Source organism: Leifsonia sp. NPDC058194 (assembly GCF_042883605.1).
Taxonomy (GTDB): Bacteria; Actinomycetota; Actinomycetes; order Actinomycetales; family Microbacteriaceae; genus Leifsonia.
In genome coordinates, this window is the sequence record NZ_JBHVVL010000003.1 from 477,457 (window position 1) to 502,444 (window position 24,988).

Here is a 24,988-nt window from a genome sequence, read left to right on the forward strand (position 1 = left end):
GACCCCCGTCAGGGCGTCAGCGTGGCGACGGCTTCGACGTGGTGGGTGTTCGGGAACAGGTCGAACGCGCGCAGCGACCGCAGCGGGTATCCCCGTTCGGCGAAGAACGCGAGGTCGCGTGCGAGGGCGACCGGGTCGCAGGCGACGTAGACGATCTGCGCCGGCCGGAGGGAGGCGATGGAGTCGACGACGGCGCGACCGGCTCCCGAACGCGGAGGATCGAGCACGACGGTCGCCGCCCGCAGGCGGGCCCGGTCGGTCGCGCTCGCACTTGCGGCGAGATCGGCGGCGAAGTGCTCGACGCGAGCCGTGACGGCGGAGGCCCCGACCCATTCGGCGAGGTTCTCCGCGGCGTCGTCCGTTGCGGCCTCGTCGCTCTCGACCGAGGTGATCCGCAGGGTCGACCCGAACTTGTCGCCGAGCGCGGCAGCCAGCAGGCCGACGCCGCCGTAGAGGTCGAGGTTCGCCGCCCGCGGGTCGAAGAGGGCCTCGTCGACCGCATCCTGCACCGCGGCGGTCAGCGTCGCCGCTGCGCCGCGGTGGACCTGCCAGAACCCGCGCGCGTCGAGCCGGAACTCCCGGTCACCGACCTGCTCGCGGATCGGGACCGGGCGGCGGCGGGGCCGCGCGAGCCGCTTGCCCGTGCGGATCGGCGCGTCGTTGACGAGCACGTGCGCGGCTCCCGAGCCGGTCGCGACCACGTCGATGGACTCCGCGCCCGGGAAGGTCTGGCCGAACGGTGCGCTCTCCTGCACCAGCTCGGTGGCCAGCGGGAGACTGCGGACCGGGATGATGTTGTGGGTTCGTGCCGCGTAGGGGCCGACCCGGCCGTCCTCGCCGACCTGGAGACGGACGCGGGTGCGCCATCCGGTGCCGTCCGGCGACTCGCCGGAGATCGGCTCCACCTCGACGCGGCCGCCGGTGGGGCCCACCTGCGCGATCGCGTCGGCGTCCAGCCGGGCGGTGCGCTGGAGGGCGTCCTCGATCACGCGCCGCTTGAGCTCGCGCTGGTGGTCGAGGCGGATGTGACCGAACTCCGCCCCACCGGCCCGCTGACCGGGGGCGCGATCGATCGACGCGGCGTCCCACACGTGCTCCTGGCGCTCGGGCGCGGCGTCGACGACCTCCACCGCCTCCCCCCGCCAGAAGCGGTCGTGGGTGCGGTCGGAGATGCGGGCGCGGATGCGTTCGCCGGGAAGGGTGTCCGGCACGAAGACGACGCGCCCTTCATGGCGTGCGACGAACACGCCGCCGTGGGCGACGTTGGTAATGTCGAGGTCGACCTCTTCGTTCTGGGGCATCCTTCGAGCATCCCACAGGTGACCATGCGCCTCTACCTCGCTTCCACGTCCCCCGCCCGCCTCGCGCTTCTGCGTGCGGCCGGGATCGAGCCGATCGTGGTGCCGTCCCACGTCGACGAGCCGGCCGCCGTCGCCGCTGCGGAGGCGGAGCACGGACCCCTCGGGCCTGCCGCGATGGTCCAGCTGCTGGCGCGGCTGAAGGCCGAGGCGGTCCGCGGCACGCTGAACGGCGAGCCCATCGACGGGTTGATCTTCGGAGGCGATTCGGCCTTCGCGATCGACGGTCGCATCCACGGCAAACCCCATCGGCCGGAGATCGCGCGTGAGCGCTGGCTCGCCCAGCGCGGCCGCACCGGGCAACTGCACTCGGGGCACTGGCTGATCGACCACCGCGACGGGCGGGAGAACCGATCGGTCGGGGCCACCGCCGTCGCCTCGGTCACCTTCGCGGACGTCACCGACGCCGAGATCGACGCGTACGTCGCGAGCGGCGAACCGCTCGAGGTCGCGGGCGCGTTCACCATCGATAGCCTGGGCGGCCCCTTCATCACGAGCGTCGACGGCGATCCGAGCACGGTGGTGGGCCTCTCGCTCTCCACTCTGCGCTCGCTCGCGCGGGAGCTCGGCGTCGAATGGACCTCCCTCTGGAACCGCTTGTAGACCCTCCAACCATCGGTTGATCCATTTTTGTGAGGATCGTCCAAAACGAGGGGTGTCCGGCGGCATAGGCTAGAGAACTGTGCCAGCCATCAGCAAGGTCCTCATCGCAAACCGGGGCGAGATCGCCGTTCGTGTCATCCGCGCCGCTCAGGACAGCGGGATCGGCTCCGTCGCCGTCTACGCCGACCAGGACCGCGACGCCCTCCATGTGAAGCTCGCCGACGAGGCCTATGCCCTCGAAGGCACGACCAGTGCAGAGACGTACCTGGTCATCGACAAGCTCCTCTCGATCGCCCGGAGGTCCGGCGCCGACGCCGTGCACCCGGGCTACGGCTTCCTCGCCGAGAACGCCGACTTCGCCCGCGCCGTCATCGGTGCCGGCCTGACGTGGATCGGCCCGTCGCCGGAGGCCATCGAGCGTCTCGGCGACAAGGTCTCGGCCCGCCATGTGGCCGAGAAGGTCGGCGCGCCGCTCGCGCCCGGCACCCTCAACCCCGTGGCGAACGCGGACGAGGTGCTCGAGTTCGTGGACCAGTACGGCCTCCCGGTCGCCATCAAGGCGGCGTTCGGCGGCGGCGGTCGCGGCCTCAAGGTCGCCCGCGAGCGCGACGAGGTCGCCGAGCTGTTCGAATCCGCCACCCGCGAGGCCATCGCCGCGTTCGGTCGAGGCGAGTGCTTCGTCGAGAAGTACCTCGACCAGCCGCGCCACGTCGAGACCCAGTGCCTCGCGGACGCATACGGCAACGTGGTCGTCGTCTCCACCCGCGACTGCTCGCTCCAGCGCCGTCACCAGAAGCTCGTCGAGGAGGCGCCGGCCCCCTTCCTGACCGCCGCCCAGACCGAGCAGCTCTACAGCGCGTCCAAGGCCATCCTGAAAGAGGTCGGCTACCAGGGCGCCGGCACCTGCGAGTTCCTGATCGGCAAGGACGGCACGGTCTCGTTCCTCGAGGTGAACACCCGCCTGCAGGTCGAGCACCCCGTCTCCGAAGAGGTCACCGGCATCGACCTGGTCCGCGAGCAGTTCCGCCTCGCCGAGGGCGGCACCCTCGACTACGCGGATCCGACCCCGCGCGGCCACTCGTTCGAGTTCCGCATCAACGGCGAGGACGCCGGTCGCGGGTTCATCCCCTCCCCCGGCCCGGTCCACGTGTTCAAGGCCGCCGGCGGCCCCGGCGTGCGCGTCGACAGCGGAATCCAGGCGGGCGACGAGATCAGCGGCGCATTCGACTCCATGCTCGCCAAGCTCATCGTCACCGGCTCCAGCCGCGAGGAGGCGCTCGAGCGCTCCCGCCGCGCCCTCGACGAGTTCGAGGTCGCCGGGCTTCCGACCGTGCTGCCCTTCCACCGGGCGATCGTGCGGGACCCCGCGTTCGCGCCGCAGGACGGCGAACCGTTCTCGATCTACACCCGTTGGATCGAGACCGAGTGGACCAACGAGATCGAGCCGTGGTCGGGCGAGCTGGGCGACCAGGCCCCCGCCGAGCGTCGCAGCAGCGTCGTGGTCGAGGTCGAGGGCAAGCGCATCGAGGTGTCCCTGCCCGCGAAGCTCCTGACCGGTGGCGGCTCGGCCTCGGGCGCCACCGCTCCGGCCCCGCGCCGACGCGGAGTCTCGGGAGCCGTCGACACGGCGACGGGCGACTCGCTCACCGCGCCGATGCAGGCGACGGTCGTCAAGGTCGCCGTCGCGGACGGCGACGAGGTCGTCAAGGGCGACCTCGTGCTCGTGCTCGAGGCGATGAAGATGGAGCAGCCCCTCACCGCCCACAAGGACGGCACCATCACCGGCATCAACGCCGCCGTCGGCGAGACGGTCTCCTCCGGCCACCTCCTCCTCACCATCGTCTAGCGCCCGGCGCGGCGACCGCGCAGCGGAGGAGATCTGACCCCATCCGGGGCAGATCTCCTCCGCTAGCTGCCTTTCCGGGTTCGATCCGGTCGTATGTCCTCCGTTGCCGCCACGACTCCCTCGATCGTCGCCACCACCGCATCCACGTCGTCAAGGACGTGCCGAGCAGTGAAACGGAGCCGCCGCAGCCCTTGGAGCTCGAGAGCGGTATCCCGAAGGCGATCCCTTTCGAACGCCGCACGGTCGGAGTGATAGGCATAGCCGTCGACTTCGACATGGAGAACCCCTCCGATGCGGAAGTCGACACGCCCCACACCGGGGACGGCGATCTGCTGCTCGACCAGATGCCCCCGCGCCACCAACCGCTGCCGCAGGATGGACTCGACACCCGAGTCCGACCCGGGCCTCGCAGCGCCGGCGACTGCCCGGCATCGTGCCGGCTCCGCCGCGAAGATCCGGTCGAGGCGAGCCGGTGTCACCGCGCCCGACGAGAGCGCGGTGTCAAGCACAGCGACGGCGGTCTCCTCGTCGGCGCACCTGACCGTCGAACGCAGACAATCGGCGATCGACACCCTCCAGAGTTCGGAGTCAGGCTCGATGGCGTCCCAGTGCCGCACATCGGCCTCGCCCGCGCGTCCTGCATGCGAGGGAAGCGTGACGTGGAGGCGACCGTCGACACCGCCCCACAGTCCATACGACCGAGCGGCTGTGACACACGAGATCCTCCCGCCGATTCTCAGGGCCGCGATCGCTGTGGGCGGCAGATCGGGCCGTGCATAGACCCCACGACGTGGACGGATCAGGCGCCCATTCGCGAGGGCGCGGCGGATCGATCGATCTGCCGCACCATCCATCCGGAGCTGCTTCATCGTCGCAGCGCCGCCGAGTTCATCGAGTCGAGTAGTCCATGACATTCGGCCATGCTCCCGCTGACCGCGCTTGGCCCGGGACGAGAACAGCGGATCTGTGGAGAACGCCGGTGCCGGGAACGGAGGATCCGCGCGATGACACACCGCGAATGAACCGCGTACGGAGGGGATCTCGGGGGCTTGGCGGAGGATCTCCTCCGTTGACGTCGGCGGAGGCCGGGGCGCGCGGCCGGTCAGTCTTCGGGGGGCGAGCCCTTCAGGGAGATGCTGATCTCGTCGGCGTCGAGGTTGGTGAGGGCGGAGGCCAGCACGTCGGCGTCGAAGGTGCCGTCGTCGCGGGCGTCGAGCAGGGCGGTCCGCTGCGCGTGCAGGCGCTCGAGCGCGAACTTCTTCATCACCTCCATGTTCTCCGGGGTGCGCTCGCGCGACTCGGGGACGGCGATGTGCTTCGCGGCATCGTGCAGCATCGACATGACGCGCTGACGCTCGGCGGTCTGCATCTCGCGGTCCACCTGGGCCGGCTTCACGAGCTTCAGCAGCCAGCCGATGGTCCCGCCCTGGATGAGCAGCGAACCGGCCGCGACGAGGAAGGCGACGAGCACGAGGACGGGCCGCGACGGCGTGCCCTCGGTGGGGAGAGTCTGGGCGGCCGCGACGGTGACCGCCCCGCGCATCCCGGCCCAGACGACGACCGTGCCCTCCCGCCAGCCGAGCGGGGCGCCCGTGAAGTAGTCGATGTCGGCGAGCGTACGGCGCAGCCGGGTGGTGAACCGCCCCACATCGCGTTCCGACGGCACGCGGCCCGAACCCGGCCCGCTCGAGCGCACGAGGGCCGCCGGATCGTTGTCCGAGTCCGCGATCCGCTGCTGCATCGTCTCGATGCGGGGCCGCATCTTCTCACTGCGCCGCGCCCGGCTGCCGAGGGACCGCAGGAGCGGGGCGACATAGGCCGCCCGCACGAAGATGGTGAGCAGCAGCGCGCCGCCCGCGACGAGGGCGGCGGGCAGCACGCCCTCGTGCACCTCCTCGACCTTCTGCAGGATGCCGAACAGCTGCAGCCCCATGGTGAGGAAGACCATCCCCTCCAGCACCATCTCCACCGTGCGCCAGTTCTGCGCGTCCGACAGCCGGTGCTGCGGCGAGAGCACGCGCGGCGCGCGGCTGCCCGTGACGAGGCCGGCCACGACGGCCGCGACGAGGCCGGAGGCTCCGAGGGCCTCAGCCGGGATGGATGCGATGAAGGGCACCGTGAACGAGATGACCGTGTTGACGGTCGCATCGGTCACCCGGGCCCGCACGATCAGGTTGACCCGCCCGACGACCCAGCCGAAGACGACGGCGATCACCACCGAGTACGTGAAGGTCCAGATGACGGTGCCGATGGCGAAGGAGGCCGCGGCCGCCGCGATGGCCGCGCGCAACAGGACCAGCGCCGTCGCGTCGTTCAGCAGGCTCTCGCCTTCGAGGATCGCCACGACGCGCGGCGACACCCCGCTGCGCTTGACGATGGAGGTCGCGACCGCGTCCGTCGGGCTGACGATGGCGCCGAGCGCGATGCCCCAGGCGAGGTCGAGGCCCGGGATCGCCCAGGAGAAGAACACGCCGAGCACCACGGAGCTGATCACGACGAGCAGCACCGACAGACCGCCGATCGCGGTGAACTCGCGGCGGAAGTTCATCGAGGGCATCGAGACGGAGGCGGAGTAGAGCAGGGGCGGCAGGATTCCGGCGAGGATCCACTGCGGCTCGATGTCGAGCGCCGGCACGAACGGCAGCAGGCTGACCAGGATGCCGGCGACCACCAGGATCAGAGGCGAGGCGACTCCGAATTTCGGGCCGATGGTGGTCGCTGCCGCGATGGCCAGGACGGCGAGCACTCCGACGACGAGTCCGATCTCCATGGCCAGGGCCCTTCCCTCAGAGGACGATGTGCATCGCGCGCGCGGCGTCGGAGATCGAGCCCGAGAGCGACGGATAGACGGTGAAGGCACGCGCGACCTGGTCGACCGTGAGACGGTGCTCCACGGCGAGGGCGAGCGGGAAGATCAGCTCGGACGCACGCGGGGCGACGATGACTCCGCCGATCACCGTGCCCGAGCCGGTGCGGGCGAACAGCTTGACGAAGCCGTCGCGCAGCCCGAGCATCTTGGCGCGCGGGTTGGACTTGAGCGGCAGCTTGTAGATGTCGCCCTGGGCGATGCCGTCCTCGATCTGCTTCTGGTTCCACCCGACGGTGGCGATCTCGGGCTGAGTGAAGATGTTGGAGGTCACGTTGCGCAGCTCGATCGGGTTGACCGCATCGCCCATGGCGTGGAAGACGGCGGTGCGGCCCTGCATGGATGCCACGGACGCCAGCGGCAGCAGATCGGAGCAGTCGCCCGCGGCGTAGATGTTCGGGATGGACGTGCGAGCGACCCGGTTGACGCGGATGTGGCCGGACGGCGTCTGCTGGATGCCCGCCTCCTCCAACCCGATCCCCGAGGTGTTCGGGATGGACCCGACGGCCATGAGGCAGTGGCTGCCTTCGACGGTGCGCCCGTCGGCGAGGGTCGCGACGACGCCGTCCTCGGTGCGCACGACGGACTCGGCACGGGACTTCGACAGGACCTGCATGCCGTTGCGCTTGAAGACGTTCTCGATCACGCGTGCCGCGTCCGCGTCCTCGCCGGGGAGGACCTGGTCGCGGGACGAGATCAGGGTGACCTTGGAGCCGAGCGCCGTATAGGCCGAGGCGAACTCGGCACCGGTGACGCCGGAGCCGACCACGATGAGGTGCTCCGGAACGGCATCGAGGTCGTAGAGCTGGGTCCAGGTGAGGATGCGCTCCCCGTCCGGCACCGCGGTCGGAAGCACCCGGGGTCGCGCGCCGACGGCGATGACGATCGTGTCGGCCTCCACGCGGTCGAAGTCGGTGCCGGAGCCGCCGCGGGCCGTCGAGACGATGATGGCCCCGTCGCCGTCGAGCCGGCCCTCGCCGCTGACGATGTGCACACCGGCACGGACGAGCTCTGCGCGCATGTCCTCCGACTGCTGGCGGGCGAGCCCCATCAGGCGCTTGTTGACCGCAGCGAGGTTGACGGCGAGCTCGGGGCGCACGGGCTTGCCGTGGGCGCCGCGCGTGTAGAACTGGACGCCGAGGTCGGCGGCCTCGGCGATGGAGTTGGTGGCCTCGGCCGTGGCGATGAGGCTCTTCGAGGGGACCACGTCGGTGATGACGGCGGAACCTCCCACGCCGGAGCGCTCGATCAGGGTCACGTGGGCTCCGAGCTGTGCGCCGGCGATCGCCGCCTCGTATCCGCCGGGTCCGCCGCCGAGGACGGCGATGCGCTGCTTGCGCTCGAATTCAAAGGCCATGGGCACCATTCTTCCGCATGCGCACGCGCCGATGCGCATCCGGTGCCGCCTGGACGCGCGGAGTGCGCTCAGTAGAGTTGGCTCATGCTCGAAACGAACACGAATCCTCTCGACGACCCGCAGGCCGACCCCTTCGAGATCGCCCGCCTGGCGGCGGAGCAGCTGGCGGAGAAGACCGGCGTCGAGAAGCACGACATCGCACTCACCCTCGGCAGCGGATGGGGCAAGGCAGCGGATCTCATCGGCGAGACCACCGCGACGATCCCGGCCACCGAGATCGTGGGCTTCGGCAAGCCGGCCCTGGCCGGCCACGTCGGCACGCTGCGCTCGGTGCTGCTGCCGAGCGGCAAGCGCGCCCTCGTCATCGGCGCCCGCACCCATTACTACGAGGGGCACGGCGTCCGCCGCGTCGTGCACAGCGTGCGCACTGCGGCCGCGGCCGGCGCGACCACGATGATCCTCACCAACGGTGCGGGCGGCATCAAGGAGCACTGGACGCCCGGCACCCCGGTGCTCATCAGCGACCACATCAACCTGACGGCCGACTCCCCGCTCGAGGGCGCGACGTTCATCGACCTGACCGACCTCTACTCGAGCCGGCTGCGCGAGCTGGCGACGTCCATCGACCCGTCGCTCGACCAGGGCGTCTACACGCAGTTCCGCGGACCGCACTACGAGACGCCGGCCGAGGTGCAGATGGCGAAGACGATCGGCGGCCACATCGTCGGGATGTCGACCGCGCTGGAGGCCATCGCCGCCCGGCAGGCCGGGATGGAGATCCTGGGGATGTCGCTCATCACCAACCTCGCCGCCGGCATCCAGAAGACGCCGTTGAGCCACGCCGAGGTCATCGAGGCGGGACAGGCGGCGGAGCCGGTGATCAGCGCGCTGCTCGCCCGGATCGTGGCGGCGCTGTGAGCCCCGCGCTCGACACGGCGGATCTGCTCGCGGCGGCCCGCGCCTGGCAGGAGCAGGATCCGGATCCGGACACCCGCGACGAGGTGGAGGCCCTGGTCGCCGCCGCCGCGGACGGCGACGGCGATGCCCTGGCCGATCTGCACTCGCGCTTCGACACGCGGCTCGCTTTCGGTACGGCGGGGCTCCGCGGCGAGATCGCCGCCGGCCCCAATCGGATGAACCGCGTGCTGGTCTCGCAGGCCGCCGCCGGATTCGCCCGCTGGCTGCTGGAGCACGCCGAGGGAGGGATCCCCTCCGTCGTGATCGGCTACGACGGCCGCAAGAACTCGGACGTCTTCGCGCGCGACACCGCGGAGCTGATGGCGGGCGCCGGCGTGCGCGCCGTGCTGCTCCCCCGCCTCCTGCCGACCCCCGTGCTGGCCTTCGCGGTGCGCCATCTCGACGTGAGCGCCGGGGTGATGGTCACCGCCAGCCACAACCCGCCGAACGACAACGGCTACAAGGTGTACCTGGGCGGCACGGACCACGGCTCGCAGATCGTCTCGCCGACCGATGCCGAGATCGCCGCGCGGATCCTCGACGTCGCCGCCGGAAGCGTGCTCGACCTCCCCCGCTCGGAGCAGTACGAGATCGCGTCGGACGACGTCGAGCGGGCCTACATCGAGGCCACCGCCCGCGTGGCGACGACGAACGCCCCGCGCGACGCGGTCACCTACGCATACACGGCGATGCACGGCGTCGGCTGGCGCACCGCCCGCGACGTATTCGCAGCCGCCGGATTCGCCGAGCCCCAGGTCGTCGCCGCGCAGATCGATCCCGACCCTGCGTTCCCGACCGTCTCGTTCCCCAACCCGGAGGAGCCGGGGGCGATGGACCTCGCGTTCGAGACCGCCCGCGCCGCCGGTGTGGATCTGGTGATCGCGAACGACCCCGACGCCGACCGGCTCGCGGTCGCCGTCCCGGACCCGTCGTCGGAGGCGGGCTACCGCCGGCTGAGCGGCAACGAAGTGGGAGCGCTGCTCGGCTGGCGCGCCGCTGAGCTGGCCGAGGCGACCGGAGGCGACGGCGCCGCCGACGGCGTGCTCGCCTGCTCGATCGTGTCCTCCCCCGCGCTGGCCGCGGTCGCGAGCGCTTACCATCTCGACTTCGCCGACACCCTCACCGGGTTCAAGTGGGTCTCGCGCGCTCCCGGCCTGATCTTCGGATTCGAGGAGGCCCTGGGCTACCTCGTCAACCCGGAGACCGTGCGCGACAAGGACGGCATCTCGGCCGCGACCGCCCTCCTCGATCTGGCGTCCGGGCTCGCCGCAGCGGGGCAGACCATCGCCGACCGCCTGGACGCCTTCGCGGAGCGGTTCGGCTTCTTCGCCAGTGACCAGATCTCGCTGCGCGTCACCGATCTCTCCCGGATCGACGAGATCATGTCCGCCCTGCGTGCGACGCCGCCGAGCCATGTCGGCGACGTGCGGGTCGAGCGGATCGACGACCTCCGCGACGGCTTCGATGGGCTGCCTCCGAGCGACGTGCTGCGCATCGCCCTGGCGGACGGCTCCCGCGTCATGGTCCGTCCGAGCGGCACGGAGCCCAAGCTCAAGATCTACATCGACGCGTCGAGCGACGAGGGGACGGTCGCCGAGCGGCGCGCGTCCGCGACCGCGCGCGTCGCCGCCCTCGGCGAGGCGATGCGGGCGCTCACGGAGTAGGGACCGGCCGGGAGGTGGCGCGGGCCGCGTAGCTGAGCAGGAACGCGGCCAGCGCCACCACCGTCACGATCGCTCCGGCGACCGGCACGGCCTCGGCCCCGCCCGCACCCAGTGCGAGGGTCCCGATGGGCGGTGCGATCGCGATTCCGACGTACATCGCGGTCGAGTACCACGAGAGCGCGAGCGCGGACGACGCGGGGTCGACGTGCACGAGTCGGTGCTGCACCGGGATCGCGATGGCGAACGCTGTCACGCCCCAGAGCGCGAAGACCACGAGAGACGCCGCGAAGGACGCTTCGACGAACGGGAGCACGGCCAGCGCGACGACCTGCCCGATGAGCCCGACCGCGGCGACCGAGCGGCTGCCGAATCGGTCGGTCAACGGTCCTGCGACCACGTTGCCGATCACTCCTGCGACTCCGTACGCCAGCAGCAGCACGGCCAGCAGCGGACCGGAGCCGCCGGTGGAGGCGTGTGTGACGCTCGCGGAGAAGATGTAGACGATGTTGAAGCCGGCGATCATGAACACGGTGGTGACGAGAAGGGCGAGCACCCGTAGGTCGGCCAGCGTGGCCAGGCGCCGGCGCAGGGTCGCGGGAGGTGCGAGCGGGATGCGCCGCACCAGCAGCGGGATCGAGGCTGCGAGGACGGCGCCGAGCCCGACGACGCACCAGAGGGCGAACCTCCAGCCGGCGATGCCGCCGAGCGCCGTACCGAGCGGTGAACCGACGGCGGTCGCGAGCGTGAAGCCGGCGCCGACGAGGGCCAGCGCTCGCCCGCGCTTCTCGGGGGCGGCGAGAGAGGCGGCCGCGGCCGTCGCGGTCGGGACGAGCGCCGCCCCGCCGATGCCGGAGAAGGTCCGGCCCGCGACGAACCAGCCGAGGTCGGGTGCCTGAGCGGCGACGGCCGTGCCGACGGCGAACAGCGCGAGCCCGACGCCCATGAGGGCGGAACGCGGCACGCGCGGCAGCAGGATGGAGATGGCGGGCGCCGCGACCGCCACGACCAGCGAGTACGTCGTGATCGACACGCTGACGGCGGAGGCCGTCGTGCCGAGCGTGCTCGCGATCTGCGGCAGCAGACCGGCGATGACGAAGGCGTTGGTGCCGACGACGAAGAGGCCGAGGGCGAGCACCACGAGGGCCGGGGTGGTCCTGCGGTACGATTGTTCGATGATCGTCATACGGTTAGGGTAGGGCGATAGTTCGATGATTGTCAAACAATTGGACGCCGCATGACCGAATACCCCTCGCCGCCGATGGACGAGGTCGAGCTGGTGGATCTGCTCCGCGCCGTGGCCGACCCCGTGCGGCTGCAGATGGTGCGCGTCCTCGCCGACGGCGAGCCGCACCCCAAAGCCCTGACCGAATGGGGGTGCGACGTCCAGAAGTCGACGATGGCGCACCACTTCAAGACGCTGCGCGAGGCCGGTCTGACGAACACGATCGTGAGCGGCCGCACGCACGACATCCAGTTGCGCCGGGCCGAGCTCGACGCCCGGTTCCCGGGGCTGATCGAGGCCCTGCTGACCGACTAGCCGAGCGCTTCGTCGAGCTTGCGCTCGAGCTCGTCGAGATCGAAGTAGTTCTCGACGACGATGACGTCCGCGTTCGTCCGGCCGATGCGCTCGACCAGCTCGGGCGACGACAGGATGACCTGCGCGTCCGCCGCCGCAGCCGAGAGGCTCCCGACGTCCGTCGCGGTCACGTCCGCGTCGATCCCCAGGCGGTCGAGCACGCGCTCGGCGTTCACCTTGAGGATCCCGGAGGTGCCAAGCCCGACGCCGCAGATCGCGACGATCTTCATCGGGCCCCCTCCTCCGAGCGGGCCAGCGCCCGCTGGACGTCGTCGACGTCGCGCGCAGCTGCGAGTGCGGGGATGGCCGCGGGGTCGTTGAAGACGTTCGCCAGTTCCGCGACGCTCGTCACGTGCGCCTCCGGCGTGGACACCGCGAGGCCGAGCACGACGGAGACGGGGTCGTTGTGCGGGTGGCCGAACACCACCGGCTCCGCGAGCGTCACCACGGCGAGCCCGTCGTGGTTCACGTCGGGCCCCGGCCGCGCATGGGCCAGAGCCAGCCCCGGAGCGATCACGATGTACGCCCCGAACTCCTCGATGACCTGGATCATCCGGTCGCCGTAGCCCTGCTCGGTCGCACCCGAACGGGTGAGCGCCTCCCCCGCCAGCCGCACCGCCTCACGCCAGTCGGAGGCGTGCGCCCCGACGGTGACGGCGGATTCGGGCAGCGGTGGCAGCGGCATGATCCCAGCGTAGCCGCCGCCGGGTCAGGAACCCTCGAAACCCGCTGTGATGATGTCCGCCAGCTCCTCACGTTCCTCCAACGGGAGGAACGCGCCGGCGGCCGCGTTGAGCTGGAAGATCTCCAGGTCGGTGCGGTCGTAGGCGAAGGCGTCGGCCAGGATGCTCAGCTCGCGGGTCAGCGTCGTCCCGCTCATCAGGCGGTTGTCGGTGTTGACCGTCACACGGAAGCCCAGCTGGTAGAGCAGGTCGAACGGGTGGTCGAGGATGTCCGTGCCCCACGCCGCGATGGCGCCGGTCTGCAGGTTCGAGGTCGGGCTGGTCTCCAGTGCGATCTCGCGGTCCTTGACCCACTGCGACAGCGTGCCGAGCGTGACGTAGGTGTTCTCGTCGTCCTGCCGCTCGATGGAGATGTCCTCCGCGATGCGGACGCCGTGGCCGAGCCGCAGGGCGCGTCCGTCGAGGAGGGCGCCGCGGATGCTGTCGAGGCCGTCGGCCTCCCCCGCGTGCACGGTGGCCGGGAAGAAGTTCTCGGCGAGGTAGTCGAAGGCGGCGCGGTGCTTCGCGGGCGGGAAGCCGGCCTCGGGACCGGCGATGTCGAAGCCGACCACGCCGTTGTCGCGGTGGCGGACCGCCAGCTGCGCGATCTCCAGACCGCGGTCGAGGTGGCGCATTGCGCTGACGAGCTGGCCGACGCGGATCCGCTTACCGGTGGCACGCACATCCTGGATGCCGGCCTCGATGCCCTCCTGCACCGCCTCGACCGTCTCGTCCAGGCTCAGGCCGCGGGTCAGGTGCTGCTCGGGAGCCCAGCGGATCTCGCCGTAGACGACGCCGTCGGCACCCAGGTCCTGCACGAACTCGCGCGCGACGCGCGTGAGACCCTCGCGGGTCTGCATCACGGCGGTCGTGAGGTCGAACGTCTTCAGGTACTCGACCAGCGAGCCCGAGTTCGACTTCTCGCCGAACCAGCGCGCCAGCTCGACCGGGTCGGTCGTCGGCAGCTCGAGGCCGATCGTGTCGCCCAGCTCGATCACCGTCGAGGGGCGCAGGCCCCCGTCGAGGTGGTCGTGCAGGGACACCTTCGGCAGTGCGCGGATGTCGGTCCCGTCGGCGAGTGCGTACCCGGCGTTCTGTTCGCTCATGTCCTTCAATCTATCGGTCGGCGGGTCCGGTCAGGAGATGCGGTCCGCGATGAGCGGGCCTCGGGTGAACGGCGTGCCGACGGGAGCGATGCGGTAGGCGCCCTCGATCGCTTCGAGCGCGCGCTCGAAGCGCGCGGGCTCGTCGGCCGACAGGGTGAACAGCGGGTCGCCCTTCTGGACGGTGTCGCCGGGCTTCGCGTGCAGGTCGATACCGGCGGCGTGCTGCACCGGGTCCTGCTTGCGGGCGCGACCGGCGCCGAGGCGCCAGGCGCCGATGCCGAACGGGAGCGCCTGCTGCTCGACCAGGATGCCGTCCGACTCGGCGACGACGGTGTGCGTCTCCTTCGCGACCGGCAGCGGAGCCTCGGGGTCGCCGCCCTGGGCGCGGATGACCTCGCGCCACTTGTCCATGGCGCGCCCGTCCTTCAGCGCGGCCTCGACGTCCTCGTCCGGGCGGCCGGCGAGCGCGAGCATCTCGCGCGCGAGGGCCACGGTCAGCTCCACGATGTCGGCGGGACCGCCGCCGGCCAGCACCTCGACGGACTCCCGGACCTCGTTGGCGTTGCCGATGGCGAGGCCGAGGGGGACGTTCATGTCCGTCAGCAGGGCGGAGGTCGCGACGCCGGCGTCCTTGCCGAGCTCGACCATCGTGCGGGCGAGCTCGCGCGACTTCTCGATGTCCTTGAGGAACGCGCCCGAACCGAACTTCACATCGAGGACCAGCGCGCTGGTCCCTTCCGCGATCTTCTTCGACATGATCGACGACGCGATCAGCGGGATGGCCTCGACCGTGCCGGTGATGTCGCGCAGGGCGTACAGCTTGCCGTCGGCCGGCGCGAGGCCCGATCCGGCAGCGCAGATGACGCCGCCCTCGTTCTGCAGCTGGGCGAACATCTCCTCGTTGGTGAGGTTGGCGCGCCAGCCGGGGATGCTCTCGAGCTTGTCGAGGGTGCCGCCGGTGTGACCGAGCCCGCGACCCGAGAGCTGCGGGACCGCGACGCCGAAGGTCGCGACGAGCGGCATGAGCGGGAGGGTGATCTTGTCCCCGACTCCGCCCGTGGAGTGCTTGTCGGTGGTCGGCTTGTCGAGGCCCGAGAAGTCCATCCGCTCGCCCGAGGCGATCATGGCCATCGTGAGGTCCTTGATCTCACGGCGCGTCATCCCGTTGAGGAAGATGGCCATGATCATCGCCGACATCTGCTCGTCGCCGACGTAGCCGCGCGTGTACGCGTCGACCAGCCAGTCGATCTCGGCGGTGCCGAGCTCTCCACGGTCGCGCTTGGTCCTGATCAGGTCGACGGCGTCGAACGCCTCGACCGCTCCTGCAGTCTGGGTCACGGGATCTGTTTCCTAGTCGTTGTTGCGGTACTCGTCGAGCTGGCGCGGCCCGAAGGCGTCGGGCAGCACCTCGTCGATGGTGCGGATGCCGGAGACGGTCTGCAGCAGCATCCCCTCGGCCGAGTGCTCGTAGAGCAGCTGGCGACAGCGTCCGCACGGCATGAGGATGTCGCCGCCGCCGTTCACACAGGTGAAGGCGACGAGACGTCCGCCGCCGGTCATCGCGAGCGACGAGACGAGCCCGCACTCGGCGCAGAGCGTCACGCCGTAGCTGGCGTTCTCCACGTTGCAGCCGCTGACGATCCGCCCGTCGTCCACCAGCGCCGCGGCGCCCACGGGGAACTTCGAGTACGGCACGTAGGCGTGCGACATCGCCTCGGTCGCCGAGACGCGCAGGGCCTCCCAGTCGATCGTCGCGGTCACGTCGGTCTGCTCCGTCATGATTTGATGTACGGCTTGCCGTCGGCGGCGGGAGCCCGCGACATCCCGACGAGACCGGCGACCGCGAAGATGGTCACCACGTACGGGAGCATGAGCATGAACTCGCTCGGGACGGGCGAGCCGATGATGCCGAGGACGTTCTGCAGGTTCGACGCGAAGCCGAACAGCAGGGCGGCGAGGGTGGCGCGGATCGGGTCCCAGCGTCCGAAGATCACGGCGGCGAGGGCGATGAAGCCCTGTCCGGCCGTCATCTCCTTGGAGAAGGCGCCGACCGAGCCCAGCGTGAAGTACGCACCGCCGAGGCCGGCCACGGCACCGGCGAGGGAGACGTTCCAGAACCGCGTGCTGTTGACCTTGATGCCGACGGTGTCCGCGGCCTCCGGGTGCTCGCCGACCGAGCGCAGGCGCAGGCCCCACCGGGTCTTGAACAGGCCGAACCAGACGACGAAGATCGCGATGTACATGAGGTACTCGATGATCGTCTGGTTGAACAGCACCTTGCCGAGGATCGGGATGTCGCTGAGGAACGGGATGGGCCAGTCCGGCAGACGCGGCGGGTGGTTGAGAACTGTCGGGTCGGCCGCCAGGACCTTGGAGTAGAGGAAGCTCGTGAGCCCGGTGACGAGCACGTTGAGCACGACGCCGACGATGACCTGGTCGACCAGGTACTTGATCGCGAACGCGGCCAGCACGAACGACACGAGCACACCGGCGACCATCGCGGCCAGGAGGCCGACGACCCAGCTGCCGGTCAGCGTCGCGGTCATGGCCGACACGAAGGCGCCGGCGAGCAGCTGCCCCTCGATCGCGACGTTCACGACGCCGCCGCGCTCGGAGATCACTCCGCCGAGCGCACCGAAGACCAGCGGGACCGAGAGGCTGATCGTGCCGAGCAGCAGACCAGTGACGGGCACGGGGAGCTCGCCCGAGCCGGCCCAGGAGAGGAACCCGAACATGAACACGAGGGCGAACACGACGACCATCCAGATCGGCGTCTTGCGCGCGTTCCAGGACAGCCAGGCGCTGTACCCGGTGACGATCGCGAGCAGCACGATCACGACGATGGTCGTCGAGAAGGTGTCGACGACGAGGTTGGGCAGCTTGATCGCGTCGGACGACTCGGAGAACCGGAAGGTGCTCTGGCCGTGGCGCGAGAAGCCGAGGAAGAGGACGAGGCTGATGACCACGAACACCGCGAAGGCGATCGGGGCCTTCCAGGAGCGGATCTCGGCCTTCTCCAGCACGATGGGTGCGGAGTCGGGGACGACGGGGGCCGTGGTGGTCACTTGGCCGCCACCTCCTTCGTGACGATGGGACGCTGTCTCCGGGGCGTGCTGCCCGGCGTCGGGAGGCGGAAGATCGCGCGCACCAGCGGCGGGGCGGCGACGAAGAGGACGATGAGCGACTGCACCACGAGGACGATGTCGATCGGGATGTCGTTCGCGGCCTGGATCGTGTAGCCGCCCGCCTTCAGGGCGCCGAAGAGCAGACCGGCGATGAAGACGCCCCACGGCCGGGAGCGGCCGAGGAGTGCCACGGTGATGGCGTCGAAGCCGATCCCCGCGTCCACACCCGAGCTGATGCCCTGCGGGAAGACCCCGAGCGCCTGGCTCGCACCGGCGATGCCGACGAGACCACCCGCGATGAGCATCGCGTAGAGGTAGATGTTCTTGACGTTGATGCCGGCGACGCGGGCCGCGTTCGGGTTCTCACCGACCGCGCGGAAGCGGAAGCCGAGGCTCGAGCGGTTGATCAGCCACCAGACGAACACGGTGGCGGCGATCACCACGACGAACGCCCACGTGAGGTTGTACTGCTCGCCGAAGAGCGGCGGGAACACCGCGTTGGCGTGGATCGGCGGGGCCTTCGGGTTGTTCGATCCGGGCGCCTGCAGCAGCCCCTGGGTCCGCAGCATGTACGAGATCAGGTAGAAGGCGATGTAGTTGAGCATGATCGTCACGATCACCTCGTGCGCGCCCGTCCTGGCCTTCAGCACGCCGACGATGCCGGCCCAGATCGCACCGCCCGCGATTCCCGCGACGACCGCGAGGACGAGGTGGATGACCGGGGGCAGGTTCCACGAGAAGCCGACCCAGGCCGAGGCGGCGGCGGCGATGAGGATCTGCCCCTGGCCGCCGATGTTGAAGAGGCCGACGCGGAAGGCGAGGGCCACGCCGAGACCGCTCACGATGAGCGGGGTCGCGAATGTCAGGGTCTCGGTGAGCGGCCGGATGCCGGCGGCGAAGCTCGGGCGCCGGAAGTTGTAGATGGCACCCTGGAACATCGACACGTAGGCGCTGGAGACGGAGTCCCAGATCGCCTTGAACGTGTCGCCCGGGCGGGCGAAGAAGTAGCCGGCCGCCTTCTGGACCTCGGGGTCGGTGGCCGCGATCAGGATCGCGCCGACGATGAGGGCGAGCACCACGGCGAGGATCGAGATGATCACCGGTCCGCCCATGATGTCGCGGACCGCCTTGTTCCAGCGGTCGTCGTTCTCCGGCTTGCCGGCCGGCTGACCCGCCGGTGCCGGCTGGGCCGGTGCCACGGGCTGGCTGGGGGTGGGGGTCCCCGTCATGCTGCTGCTCCTGCCTGCTCCGGCGATTCGCCGGCCATCATGAGGCCGAGGACGTCGCGAGACGTGTCCCCCGGCACGATTCCAACGATTCCGCCGCGGTACATGACCGCGATGCGGTCGGCCAGCGCCGCGACCTCGTCGAGCTCGGTCGAGACGACGATGACCGGCACTCCCGAGTCGCGGGTCTCGACGATGCGCTTGTGCACGAACTCGATCGAGCCGACGTCGAGGCCGCGGGTCGGCTGCGCCGCCACGAAGAGCCGCAGTTCACGGCTGAGCTCGCGTGCGAGGACGACCTTCTGCGCGTTTCCGCCCGAGAGCCGTCCGACGGCGGTGTCGATCGACTGGGTGCGCACGTCGAACTCGCGCACCTTCTCTTCGGCGAACTGCTTGAGGTACGAGAACTGGATGTTGCCGCCCTTGACGAAGGGCTCGCCCGTCGAGCGGTCCAGCATCAGGTTCTCCTGGATGGTGAACTCGCCGACCAGGCCGTCCTCGTTGCGGTCCTCCGGTACGAAGCCGACGCCGGCGTCGAGGACCTTGCGCGGGCTGTTGCCCTGGATCTCCTTGCCGTCGAGGACGATCCGGCCTTCGACGCGCGGCTGGAGCCCGAGGATCGCCTCGGTGAGCTCGGTCTGGCCGTTGCCCTGGACGCCGGCGATGGCGAGGATCTCGCCCGCCCGCACCTCGAAGCTGACCCGGTTGACCACGAGCTGGCCGATCGGGTCGATCACCGAGAGCTCCGTGACGACGAGCGCGGGCTCGCCCGGGGTCGCGGCCTGCTTCTCGACGGTGAGCGACACGGCGCGTCCGACCATCATCGAGGCCATCTCGGCGTTCGTGGCGGTGGGCTCGGTCTCGCCGACCACCTTGCCGAGGCGGATGACCGTGATCCGGTCGGCGACCTCGCGCACCTCGCGCAGCTTGTGGGTGATGAAGACGATCGCGGTGCCCTGCTCCTTGAGCTGGCGCATGATCGCCATCAGCTCGTCGGTCTCCTGCGGCGTCAGCACGGCGGTGGGCTCGTCGAAGACGAGGACCTTCGCGTTCTGGGACAGCGCCTTGATGATCTCGACGCGCTGCTGGACGCCGACCGGGAGGTCCTCGACCAGGGCGTCGGGGTCGACGTCGAACCCGAACCGGGCGGAGATCTCGCGCACCTTCGCGCGGGCCGCGGCCAGGTCGAGGCGACCGCCGAACTTGGTCTGCTCGTGGCCGAGCATGACGTTCTCGGCGACGGTGAATACGGGGATCAGCATGAAGTGCTGGTGCACCATGCCGATGCCGGCCTTCATGGCGTCGCCCGGGCCGGCGAAGTGCTGGACGACGTCGTCCAGGAGGATGTCGCCCTCCTCGGCCTGGTAGAGGCCGTAGAGCACGTTCATGAGGGTCGACTTGCCGGCGCCGTTCTCGCCGAGCAGGCAGTGGATCTCGCCGGGTTCGACCGTGAGGTCGATGTGGTCGTTTGCGACCAGGGCACCGAACCGTTTGGTGATGCCGCGGAGTTCGAGCTTCATTCGGGTGGGTTTCCTTCTCTACTCGCCCGGTGTGAGCGCAGAGTGATTGAGCGATGGCACGCGACAGCGGCAGAGGCCCCGTTGCGCGCCTTCAATCTACCTTCTGCGCATATGTCAGTCTCTGCTCAGATGAGCATCTGGGCAAGTGCACGACAACGGGGAGGCCAGCTTCGCTGACCTCCCCGTCGAGTGCGCGTCCTACGTCGTTACTGCTTGGGCGACGAGGGCGAGGTGACCTTGATCGAGCCGTCGATGATGCCGGCCTTGATCTTGTCGAGCTCGCCCTGCAGGCCCGAGTCCACCTTCGAGGCGAAGTCGTGGAACGGGGCGATGCCGACGCCGTCGTTCTTCAGCGTGCCCACGTACGGGGTGCTGTCGAACTTGCCGTCCGCGGCCTGCTTGACGACGTCGTTGGTGGCGGGCTTCATGCCCTTCATGACCGAGGTGAGGAGCAGGTCCTTGACGCTCGGGTCCGACTCGTAGACGTCGGCGTCGACGCCGACCATGGCGATCGACTTGCCCGAGTCCTTGATGGCCTGCGCGGCCGACTGGTAGATCGGGCCACCCACCGGCATGATCACGTCGGCGTTCTGGTCGATGATGCCCTGAGCCGTGTTCTTCGCGGTCTCGTTGGCGTCGAAGCCACCGGTGAAGGAGCCGTTCTGGGCGTCGACGTCCCAGCCGACGACCTTGACCGACTTGCTCTTCTGGTCGTTGAAGTACTTCACGCCGTCGGCGAAGCCGTCCATGAAGATGGTGACGGTCGGGATCTGCATGCCGCCGAAGGTGCCGACGATGCCGGTCTTCGAGTAGCTCGCGGCCGCGTAGCCGGCGAGGAACGCCGCCTGGGCGGTGTCGAAGATGATCGGCTTGACGTTCTTCGCCTGGATCGAGTTGTCGTCGATGATGGCGAAGTTGACGTCGGGGTTGGCCGCGGCCGCCTTCTTCGTCGCGTCGGCGAGCAGGAAGCCGACGGTGACGACGATGTTGCAGTTCGCGTCGACCATGCTCTGGATGTTCGGGGCGAAGTCGTTCTCGCTCTTCGACTCGGCCGACTTCGGGGTGACGTCGAGCGACTTGGCCGCCTCGGTCAGGCCCTCGTAGCCGAGCTGGTTGAACGAGTGGTCGTCGAATCCGCCCGAGTCGGAGACCATGCAGGGCAGGAAGTCGCTCTTCGCGGCGCCGGTCGACGAGCTGTCGGACGGAGCAGCGGAACATGCGGCGAGCAGCGCGATGACGCCGGTCGCTGCAAGACCGACGAGGCCGGCCTTACGAGCTGTGATTGTCAAGGTTGTCCTCCAAGATGCGTGACCGGCGTGGGTGCCCGCCGGCCAGGGTATGCATTGACGTTACCGAATGTGACGAACCGCTCCGTTCGAAAATCCGGCTTCTTCATGCAAGCGTTACAAACGCGCGCGCGGTTGGCGACTGCTCATTTGAGCAGCTGCCAACCGCGCGCTGACGAGGGCCTGTTGACGAGTGCGTGCCGCTACATCCACCCGCGCTTCTTGAACAGCACGTACAGCAGCGTGCTCAGCCCCAGCATCGCGACGATCGCGAGGGGGTACCCGAACTGCCATTCCAGTTCGGGCATGTGCGTGAAGTTCATGCCGTAGACGCCGGCGATGAGCGACGGGGCGAAGAGGATGGCCGCCCAGGACGAGATCTTCTTGACCTGTTCGCCCTGCTCGTGCGTCGACAGCGCGAGCCGGGTCATCTCTTCGTTCTGACGCTCGGACACCAGAGTGGAGTTCACCGTGAGGATGTCGCGCAGGAGGTAGCGGAAGCCGTCCACCCGCTCGTTGACCTGGGTGAGGTGGTCGGCGACGTCGCGCAGGCGGCGTTCGAGCTCCTGCGTGACGCCGTACTTCGCGGTGCCGCGTTCGAGCGCGACCATCACCGCGGAGAGCGGATGGGTGGCGCGCTGGAAGTCGATGACCTCGCGGGACAGCTCGTAGATGCGCCGGGAGACGAGCGCGTCGCCGCCGAACACCTGGGTCTCGATCTCGTCGATGTCGTTGGCGAGACCGGCGACGACCGGGCTGTACGCGTCCACGACCGCGTCGATGATCGCGTACAGGACCGCCTGCGGGCCGAGGGAGAGGAGCTCCGGCTCCCCTTCCATCCGGTGCCGCACCGTCGAGAGGTCGGGCGACTCGCTGTGGCGGACGGTGATCACGAAGTTCGGTCCGACGAAGAGGTGCAGCTCGCCGAAGTCGACCTCCTCGGGCACGTCGAGGTAGTTGGCCGCCTTCAACACGACGAAGAGCACGGTGTCGTAGCGCTCGAGCTTGGGTCGCTGATGGGCGACGATCGCGTCCTCGATGGCGAGCGGGTGGAGGTTGAACTCCTCCGCCAAGGACATCAGCTCGCGCTCGCTCGGCCGGTAGAGGCCTATCCACGCCACGCCGTCGGGCGTCGCGTCGAGCGCCCGGTACGTCTCGGCGAGCGTGGTGGGCGATGCGACACGCACGCCCCCGCGATAGACGGCGCTGTCGACCATGCTGGAGCGGGTCGGGACGGTGCCGACCACCGGCTCCGGAGCGAGGAGGGAACTGGGAGGGTCACCCCTGCGCGATCGGGAAACGAAGGGCATGGGAATGCCGCGTCGATTGATGTTCGCCATCGTTCACCTCCAGAGAGCGTACGGAAGGGTGGATGGTCGCCGCAGCGGCCACCTAACTGTACGCGCGCTGCCTGCCGAGCGGCTGGACGCCGCTCCCCTCGGCCTCTGCGCATGCGCTCAGGATCACGCGCTCGTAGTGCCCGATCAGCTCTCCGCAGAGCACATCCCAGCCCCGGCCGAGCACCGCCCGGCGTCCGGCCTCCCCCATCCGCAGCCGCAGGCCCGTGTCGCTCACGATCATCGCGACAGCGGCACGCAGCGCGCGCTCGTCGGCGGGCGGGAAGAGCAGACCGTCGACGCCGTGCTCGACGAGGTCGACGGGACCGCCCGCCCGCGGCGCGACGACAGGGAGCCCGGACGCGTGCGCCTCCTGCACCGTCTGTCCGAACGTCTCCTCGGACCCGGTGTGAACGAAGACGTCGAAGGCCGCGTACGCCGCGGCGAGGTCCTCGCCACCGAGCCGCCCGAGCCAGGCGACCGGCACTCCGCGCAGCTCGCGCTCGACGGTCTCGCGCGCCGGGCCGTCGCCGACGATGGCGACCGAGAGGCCGGGCAGTCCGCGCAGTGCCCGCAGTCGCTCCACCTGCTTCTCGGGAGCGATGCGGCCGACGTACCCGACGACGACCTCGCCGTCGGGCGACAGCCGCTCGCGCAGCGCGACGGCCGCCTTCGTCCGCCGCTTGTTCGGGTGATACCGCTCGAGGTCCACGCCGCGGCCCCAGCGGCCGATGCGGGAGACGCCGGCATCGCGGAGGTCGTACTCCGACGCGGCGGAGGGCGCGAGGGTGAGATCGGCGCCCTCGTGCACCCAGCGGACGTACTTCCAGGCGATCGCGGACGTCAGGCCGAGGCCGTTGCGGCGGGCGAACCCGGCGACGTCCGTCTGGTAGATCGCCACGGACGGCACGCCCAGGCGGTTGGCGGCGGCGATCGCCTGCGCGCCCAAGAAGAAAGGGGATGCCGCGTGGAGCACGTCGGGAGCGAAGCGGCTGAGGATGCGCTGCACCTGCGGGCTTGGCAGCCCGACCGGGAACTGGCGGTAGGCGATCGACGGGACCTGGTGGATGCGGAACCCGGCGTACTCGGCCGGCGCCCCCGCGTCCGGGCAGATCACGATCGCCTCGTGCCCGGCCTCCGCGAGATGGTCCAGCACGCGCAGCACACTGTTCGTGACCCCGTTGACCGTGGGGAGGAAGCTCTCGCTGACGACCGCTACCCGCATGCCCCCACGCTAAACAGCCGTGGTTGCGCCCCTCTTGACCCGCCGTGAACGGTGGATGTCCAGCGCGGATCGGTATCCTGTCGAGCATGAGCCGCAGCACCCCGCTCGACCACTTCTACAGCGTGATCCCCGCCGGTGGCGTCGGGTCGCGGCTGTGGCCGTTGTCGCGCGCAGACGCACCGAAGTTCCTCCACGACCTGACCGGTTCGGGGCAGACGTTGCTGCGCGACACCTGGGACCGGCTGACGCCGCTCGCGGGCGACCAGCGGATCATGGTCGTCACGGGCCGCGCGCACCGCGCCGCGGTGGAGGCCCAGCTGCCCGACCTCGCCGACGCCAACGTCGTGCTGGAGAGCGAGGGACGCGACTCGACCGCCGCGATCGGGCTGGCCGCCGCCATCCTGGAGCGTCGCGAACCGGGAGTGATCATCGGCTCGTTCGCCGCGGATCACGTGATCCGCGACCAGCCCCGCTTCCGTCATGCGGTGCGGGAGGCGGTCCATTCGGCCGCCGCCGGCTACATCACGACCATCGGCATCCAGCCGAGCGAGCCCGCGGTCGGCTTCGGCTACATCCACTGCGCGGACGACTCGGCCGAGATCGAGGGCGCCCCCTCGGCCCGGCTGGTCGACGCCTTCGTCGAGAAGCCCGACCTCGCCACGGCGGAGGCCTACGTCGCCGACGGCTCGTACCTCTGGAACGCGGGGATGTTCATCTCGCGCGCCGACCTCCTCCTCGAGGAGATCGGCCGCAACAAGCCGGAACTGCTCGCGGGCATCCTCGAACTCGCCGCCGCGTGGGACGACCCCGCGACCCGCGGTCCGGCTGTGGACCGCATCTGGCCGCGCCTGGAGAAGATCGCGATCGACTACACCGTCGCCGAGCCCGCTGCCGCAGCGGGGCGCCTCGCCGTCATCCCGGGCTACTTCGACTGGGACGACGTCGGCGACTTCGCCTCCCTGGCCAAGCTCAATTCCGGAGGCCGCAAGTCGGACCTGGCCATCCTCGGCGAGAATGCGCGCGTGCTCTCCGACTCCTCCAGCGGGATCGTGGTGAGCCAGAGCAAGCGCGTCATCAGCCTCATCGGGGTGAAGGACATCGTGGTCGTGGACACTCCGGACGCCCTGCTGGTGACCACCAGCGAGCACGCTCAGCGGGTGAAGTCGGTCGTCGACGCCCTCAAGGTCACCGGCTCCACCGACGTGCTCTGACGC

22 protein-coding genes are annotated in these 24,988 nt (G+C 70.0%); 6 read left to right on the forward strand and 16 right to left on the reverse strand.

The features are described 5' to 3' along the window. Positions 1–8 precede the first annotated feature (8 nt). On the reverse strand, positions 9–1,301 hold the full coding sequence (locus ACFVU2_RS14475) for a class I SAM-dependent RNA methyltransferase (RefSeq protein WP_387875546.1): 1,293 nt from the start codon (positions 1,299–1,301) through the stop codon (positions 9–11). Positions 1,302–1,325: 24 nt separating this feature from the next. Here ACFVU2_RS14475 and ACFVU2_RS14480 point away from each other — a divergent pair, with 24 nt between their 5' ends. Then, positions 1,326–1,961 carry a Maf family protein gene (locus tag ACFVU2_RS14480; RefSeq protein WP_387875778.1) on the forward strand — a complete coding sequence of 212 codons (636 nt, stop codon included), beginning with the start codon at positions 1,326–1,328 and terminating at the stop codon, positions 1,959–1,961. Positions 1,962–2,040: 79 nt separating this feature from the next. Beyond that, a complete protein-coding gene (locus tag ACFVU2_RS14485; RefSeq protein WP_387875548.1) occupies positions 2,041–3,807 on the forward strand; it encodes an acetyl/propionyl/methylcrotonyl-CoA carboxylase subunit alpha in 1,767 nt (588 codons plus the stop codon). Between the two features lie 62 nt (positions 3,808–3,869). Here ACFVU2_RS14485 and ACFVU2_RS14490 read toward each other — a convergent pair whose 3' ends face one another. The 3 genes from ACFVU2_RS14490 to ACFVU2_RS14500 all read right to left on the reverse strand — a co-directional run bounded on the left by ACFVU2_RS14490 (position 3,870) and on the right by ACFVU2_RS14500 (position 8,030). Continuing rightward, positions 3,870–4,676 carry a DUF559 domain-containing protein gene (locus tag ACFVU2_RS14490; protein ID WP_387875550.1) on the reverse strand — a complete coding sequence of 269 codons (807 nt, stop codon included), beginning with the start codon at positions 4,674–4,676 and terminating at the stop codon, positions 3,870–3,872. A gap of 233 nt (positions 4,677–4,909) precedes the next feature. After that, the gene (locus ACFVU2_RS14495) at positions 4,910–6,577 is read right to left on the reverse strand and encodes a cation:proton antiporter (RefSeq protein ID WP_387875552.1); all 1,668 of its coding nucleotides are present in this window, start codon (positions 6,575–6,577) and stop codon (positions 4,910–4,912) included. A gap of 16 nt (positions 6,578–6,593) precedes the next feature. Beyond that, entirely contained in the window at positions 6,594–8,030 is a 1,437-nt protein-coding gene (locus tag ACFVU2_RS14500; RefSeq protein ID WP_387875555.1) for an NAD(P)H-quinone dehydrogenase, read from the reverse strand. 84 nt (positions 8,031–8,114) lie between these two features. Between ACFVU2_RS14500 and ACFVU2_RS14505 the strand changes: the two genes are divergently transcribed. Continuing rightward, complete coding sequence (locus ACFVU2_RS14505) at positions 8,115–8,948, forward strand: purine-nucleoside phosphorylase (RefSeq protein ID WP_387875557.1); 834 nt, start codon at positions 8,115–8,117, stop codon at positions 8,946–8,948. After that, positions 8,945–10,651: a phospho-sugar mutase gene (locus ACFVU2_RS14510; RefSeq protein WP_387875560.1), complete on the forward strand. Its 1,707-nt coding sequence runs from the start codon at positions 8,945–8,947 to the stop codon at positions 10,649–10,651. The genes ACFVU2_RS14505 and ACFVU2_RS14510 overlap by 4 nt, the downstream gene beginning before the upstream one ends. Here ACFVU2_RS14510 and ACFVU2_RS14515 read toward each other — a convergent pair. Further along, entirely contained in the window at positions 10,641–11,834 is a 1,194-nt protein-coding gene (locus ACFVU2_RS14515; protein WP_387875562.1) for an MFS transporter, read from the reverse strand. The genes ACFVU2_RS14510 and ACFVU2_RS14515 overlap by 11 nt on opposite strands. Positions 11,835–11,885: 51 nt before the next feature. Here ACFVU2_RS14515 and ACFVU2_RS14520 point away from each other — a divergent pair, with 51 nt between their 5' ends. After that, the gene (locus tag ACFVU2_RS14520) at positions 11,886–12,188 is read left to right on the forward strand and encodes an ArsR/SmtB family transcription factor (RefSeq protein WP_387875564.1); all 303 of its coding nucleotides are present in this window, start codon (positions 11,886–11,888) and stop codon (positions 12,186–12,188) included. Here the strand turns inward: ACFVU2_RS14520 and ACFVU2_RS14525 are convergent. The 11 genes from ACFVU2_RS14525 to ACFVU2_RS14575 form a co-directional block, all read right to left on the reverse strand. Beyond that, the gene (locus ACFVU2_RS14525; RefSeq protein ID WP_290471673.1) at positions 12,185–12,457 is read right to left on the reverse strand and encodes a PTS sugar transporter subunit IIB; all 273 of its coding nucleotides are present in this window, start codon (positions 12,455–12,457) and stop codon (positions 12,185–12,187) included. The genes ACFVU2_RS14520 and ACFVU2_RS14525 overlap by 4 nt on opposite strands. Further along, a complete protein-coding gene (locus tag ACFVU2_RS14530) occupies positions 12,454–12,912 on the reverse strand; it encodes a PTS sugar transporter subunit IIA (protein ID WP_387875565.1) in 459 nt (152 codons plus the stop codon). Before ACFVU2_RS14530 ends, ACFVU2_RS14525 begins: the two co-directional genes overlap by 4 nt. Before the next feature lie 24 nt (positions 12,913–12,936). Then, entirely contained in the window at positions 12,937–14,055 is a 1,119-nt protein-coding gene (locus ACFVU2_RS14535) for an adenosine deaminase (RefSeq protein WP_387875568.1), read from the reverse strand. Positions 14,056–14,085: 30 nt separating this feature from the next. Further along, positions 14,086–15,393 (reverse strand): thymidine phosphorylase, encoded by a 1,308-nt coding sequence (locus ACFVU2_RS14540; RefSeq protein ID WP_387875571.1) that lies wholly within the window; start codon positions 15,391–15,393, stop codon positions 14,086–14,088. Positions 15,394–15,405: 12 nt separating this feature from the next. Further along, positions 15,406–15,834 (reverse strand): cytidine deaminase, encoded by a 429-nt coding sequence (locus tag ACFVU2_RS14545; RefSeq protein ID WP_387875574.1) that lies wholly within the window; start codon positions 15,832–15,834, stop codon positions 15,406–15,408. After that, on the reverse strand, positions 15,831–17,120 hold the full coding sequence (locus tag ACFVU2_RS14550) for an ABC transporter permease (RefSeq protein WP_387875575.1): 1,290 nt from the start codon (positions 17,118–17,120) through the stop codon (positions 15,831–15,833). The genes ACFVU2_RS14545 and ACFVU2_RS14550 overlap by 4 nt, the downstream gene beginning before the upstream one ends. After that, the gene (locus ACFVU2_RS14555) at positions 17,117–18,409 is read right to left on the reverse strand and encodes an ABC transporter permease (protein WP_387875578.1); all 1,293 of its coding nucleotides are present in this window, start codon (positions 18,407–18,409) and stop codon (positions 17,117–17,119) included. Before ACFVU2_RS14555 ends, ACFVU2_RS14550 begins: the two co-directional genes overlap by 4 nt. Beyond that, on the reverse strand, positions 18,406–19,926 hold the full coding sequence (locus tag ACFVU2_RS14560; protein ID WP_387875581.1) for an ABC transporter ATP-binding protein: 1,521 nt from the start codon (positions 19,924–19,926) through the stop codon (positions 18,406–18,408). Before ACFVU2_RS14560 ends, ACFVU2_RS14555 begins: the two co-directional genes overlap by 4 nt. Before the next feature lie 206 nt (positions 19,927–20,132). Further along, positions 20,133–21,215 (reverse strand): BMP family protein, encoded by a 1,083-nt coding sequence (locus tag ACFVU2_RS14565; RefSeq protein WP_387875582.1) that lies wholly within the window; start codon positions 21,213–21,215, stop codon positions 20,133–20,135. Positions 21,216–21,415: 200 nt separating this feature from the next. After that, on the reverse strand, positions 21,416–22,552 hold the full coding sequence (locus tag ACFVU2_RS14570; RefSeq protein WP_387875585.1) for a magnesium and cobalt transport protein CorA: 1,137 nt from the start codon (positions 22,550–22,552) through the stop codon (positions 21,416–21,418). Positions 22,553–22,604: 52 nt separating this feature from the next. After that, positions 22,605–23,774: a glycosyltransferase family 4 protein gene (locus tag ACFVU2_RS14575; RefSeq protein ID WP_387875588.1), complete on the reverse strand. Its 1,170-nt coding sequence runs from the start codon at positions 23,772–23,774 to the stop codon at positions 22,605–22,607. Between the two features lie 86 nt (positions 23,775–23,860). Here ACFVU2_RS14575 and ACFVU2_RS14580 point away from each other — a divergent pair, with 86 nt between their 5' ends. Further along, positions 23,861–24,985 carry a mannose-1-phosphate guanylyltransferase gene (locus ACFVU2_RS14580; protein WP_387875589.1) on the forward strand — a complete coding sequence of 375 codons (1,125 nt, stop codon included), beginning with the start codon at positions 23,861–23,863 and terminating at the stop codon, positions 24,983–24,985. Positions 24,986–24,988 lie beyond the last annotated feature (3 nt).

Coding starts and splice junctions, on each gene's coding strand:
- ACFVU2_RS14475 (WP_387875546.1), bottom strand. CDS start 1,301: ATGCCCCAGAACGAAGAGGTCGACCTCGACATTACCAACGTCGCCCAC.
- ACFVU2_RS14480 (WP_387875778.1), top strand. CDS start 1,326: ATGCGCCTCTACCTCGCTTCCACGTCCCCCGCCCGCCTCGCGCTTCTG.
- ACFVU2_RS14490 (WP_387875550.1), bottom strand. CDS start 4,676: ATGAAGCAGCTCCGGATGGATGGTGCGGCAGATCGATCGATCCGCCGC.
- ACFVU2_RS14495 (WP_387875552.1), bottom strand. CDS start 6,577: ATGGAGATCGGACTCGTCGTCGGAGTGCTCGCCGTCCTGGCCATCGCG.
- ACFVU2_RS14500 (WP_387875555.1), bottom strand. CDS start 8,030: ATGGCCTTTGAATTCGAGCGCAAGCAGCGCATCGCCGTCCTCGGCGGC.
- ACFVU2_RS14505 (WP_387875557.1), top strand. CDS start 8,115: ATGCTCGAAACGAACACGAATCCTCTCGACGACCCGCAGGCCGACCCC.
- ACFVU2_RS14515 (WP_387875562.1), bottom strand. CDS start 11,834: ATGACGATCATCGAACAATCGTACCGCAGGACCACCCCGGCCCTCGTG.
- ACFVU2_RS14520 (WP_387875564.1), top strand. CDS start 11,886: ATGACCGAATACCCCTCGCCGCCGATGGACGAGGTCGAGCTGGTGGAT.
- ACFVU2_RS14525 (WP_290471673.1), bottom strand. CDS start 12,457: ATGAAGATCGTCGCGATCTGCGGCGTCGGGCTTGGCACCTCCGGGATC.
- ACFVU2_RS14530 (WP_387875565.1), bottom strand. CDS start 12,912: ATGCCGCTGCCACCGCTGCCCGAATCCGCCGTCACCGTCGGGGCGCAC.
- ACFVU2_RS14535 (WP_387875568.1), bottom strand. CDS start 14,055: ATGAGCGAACAGAACGCCGGGTACGCACTCGCCGACGGGACCGACATC.
- ACFVU2_RS14545 (WP_387875574.1), bottom strand. CDS start 15,834: ATGACGGAGCAGACCGACGTGACCGCGACGATCGACTGGGAGGCCCTG.
- ACFVU2_RS14555 (WP_387875578.1), bottom strand. CDS start 18,409: ATGACGGGGACCCCCACCCCCAGCCAGCCCGTGGCACCGGCCCAGCCG.
- ACFVU2_RS14560 (WP_387875581.1), bottom strand. CDS start 19,926: ATGAAGCTCGAACTCCGCGGCATCACCAAACGGTTCGGTGCCCTGGTC.
- ACFVU2_RS14570 (WP_387875585.1), bottom strand. CDS start 22,552: ATGGCGAACATCAATCGACGCGGCATTCCCATGCCCTTCGTTTCCCGA.
- ACFVU2_RS14575 (WP_387875588.1), bottom strand. CDS start 23,774: ATGCGGGTAGCGGTCGTCAGCGAGAGCTTCCTCCCCACGGTCAACGGG.
- ACFVU2_RS14580 (WP_387875589.1), top strand. CDS start 23,861: ATGAGCCGCAGCACCCCGCTCGACCACTTCTACAGCGTGATCCCCGCC.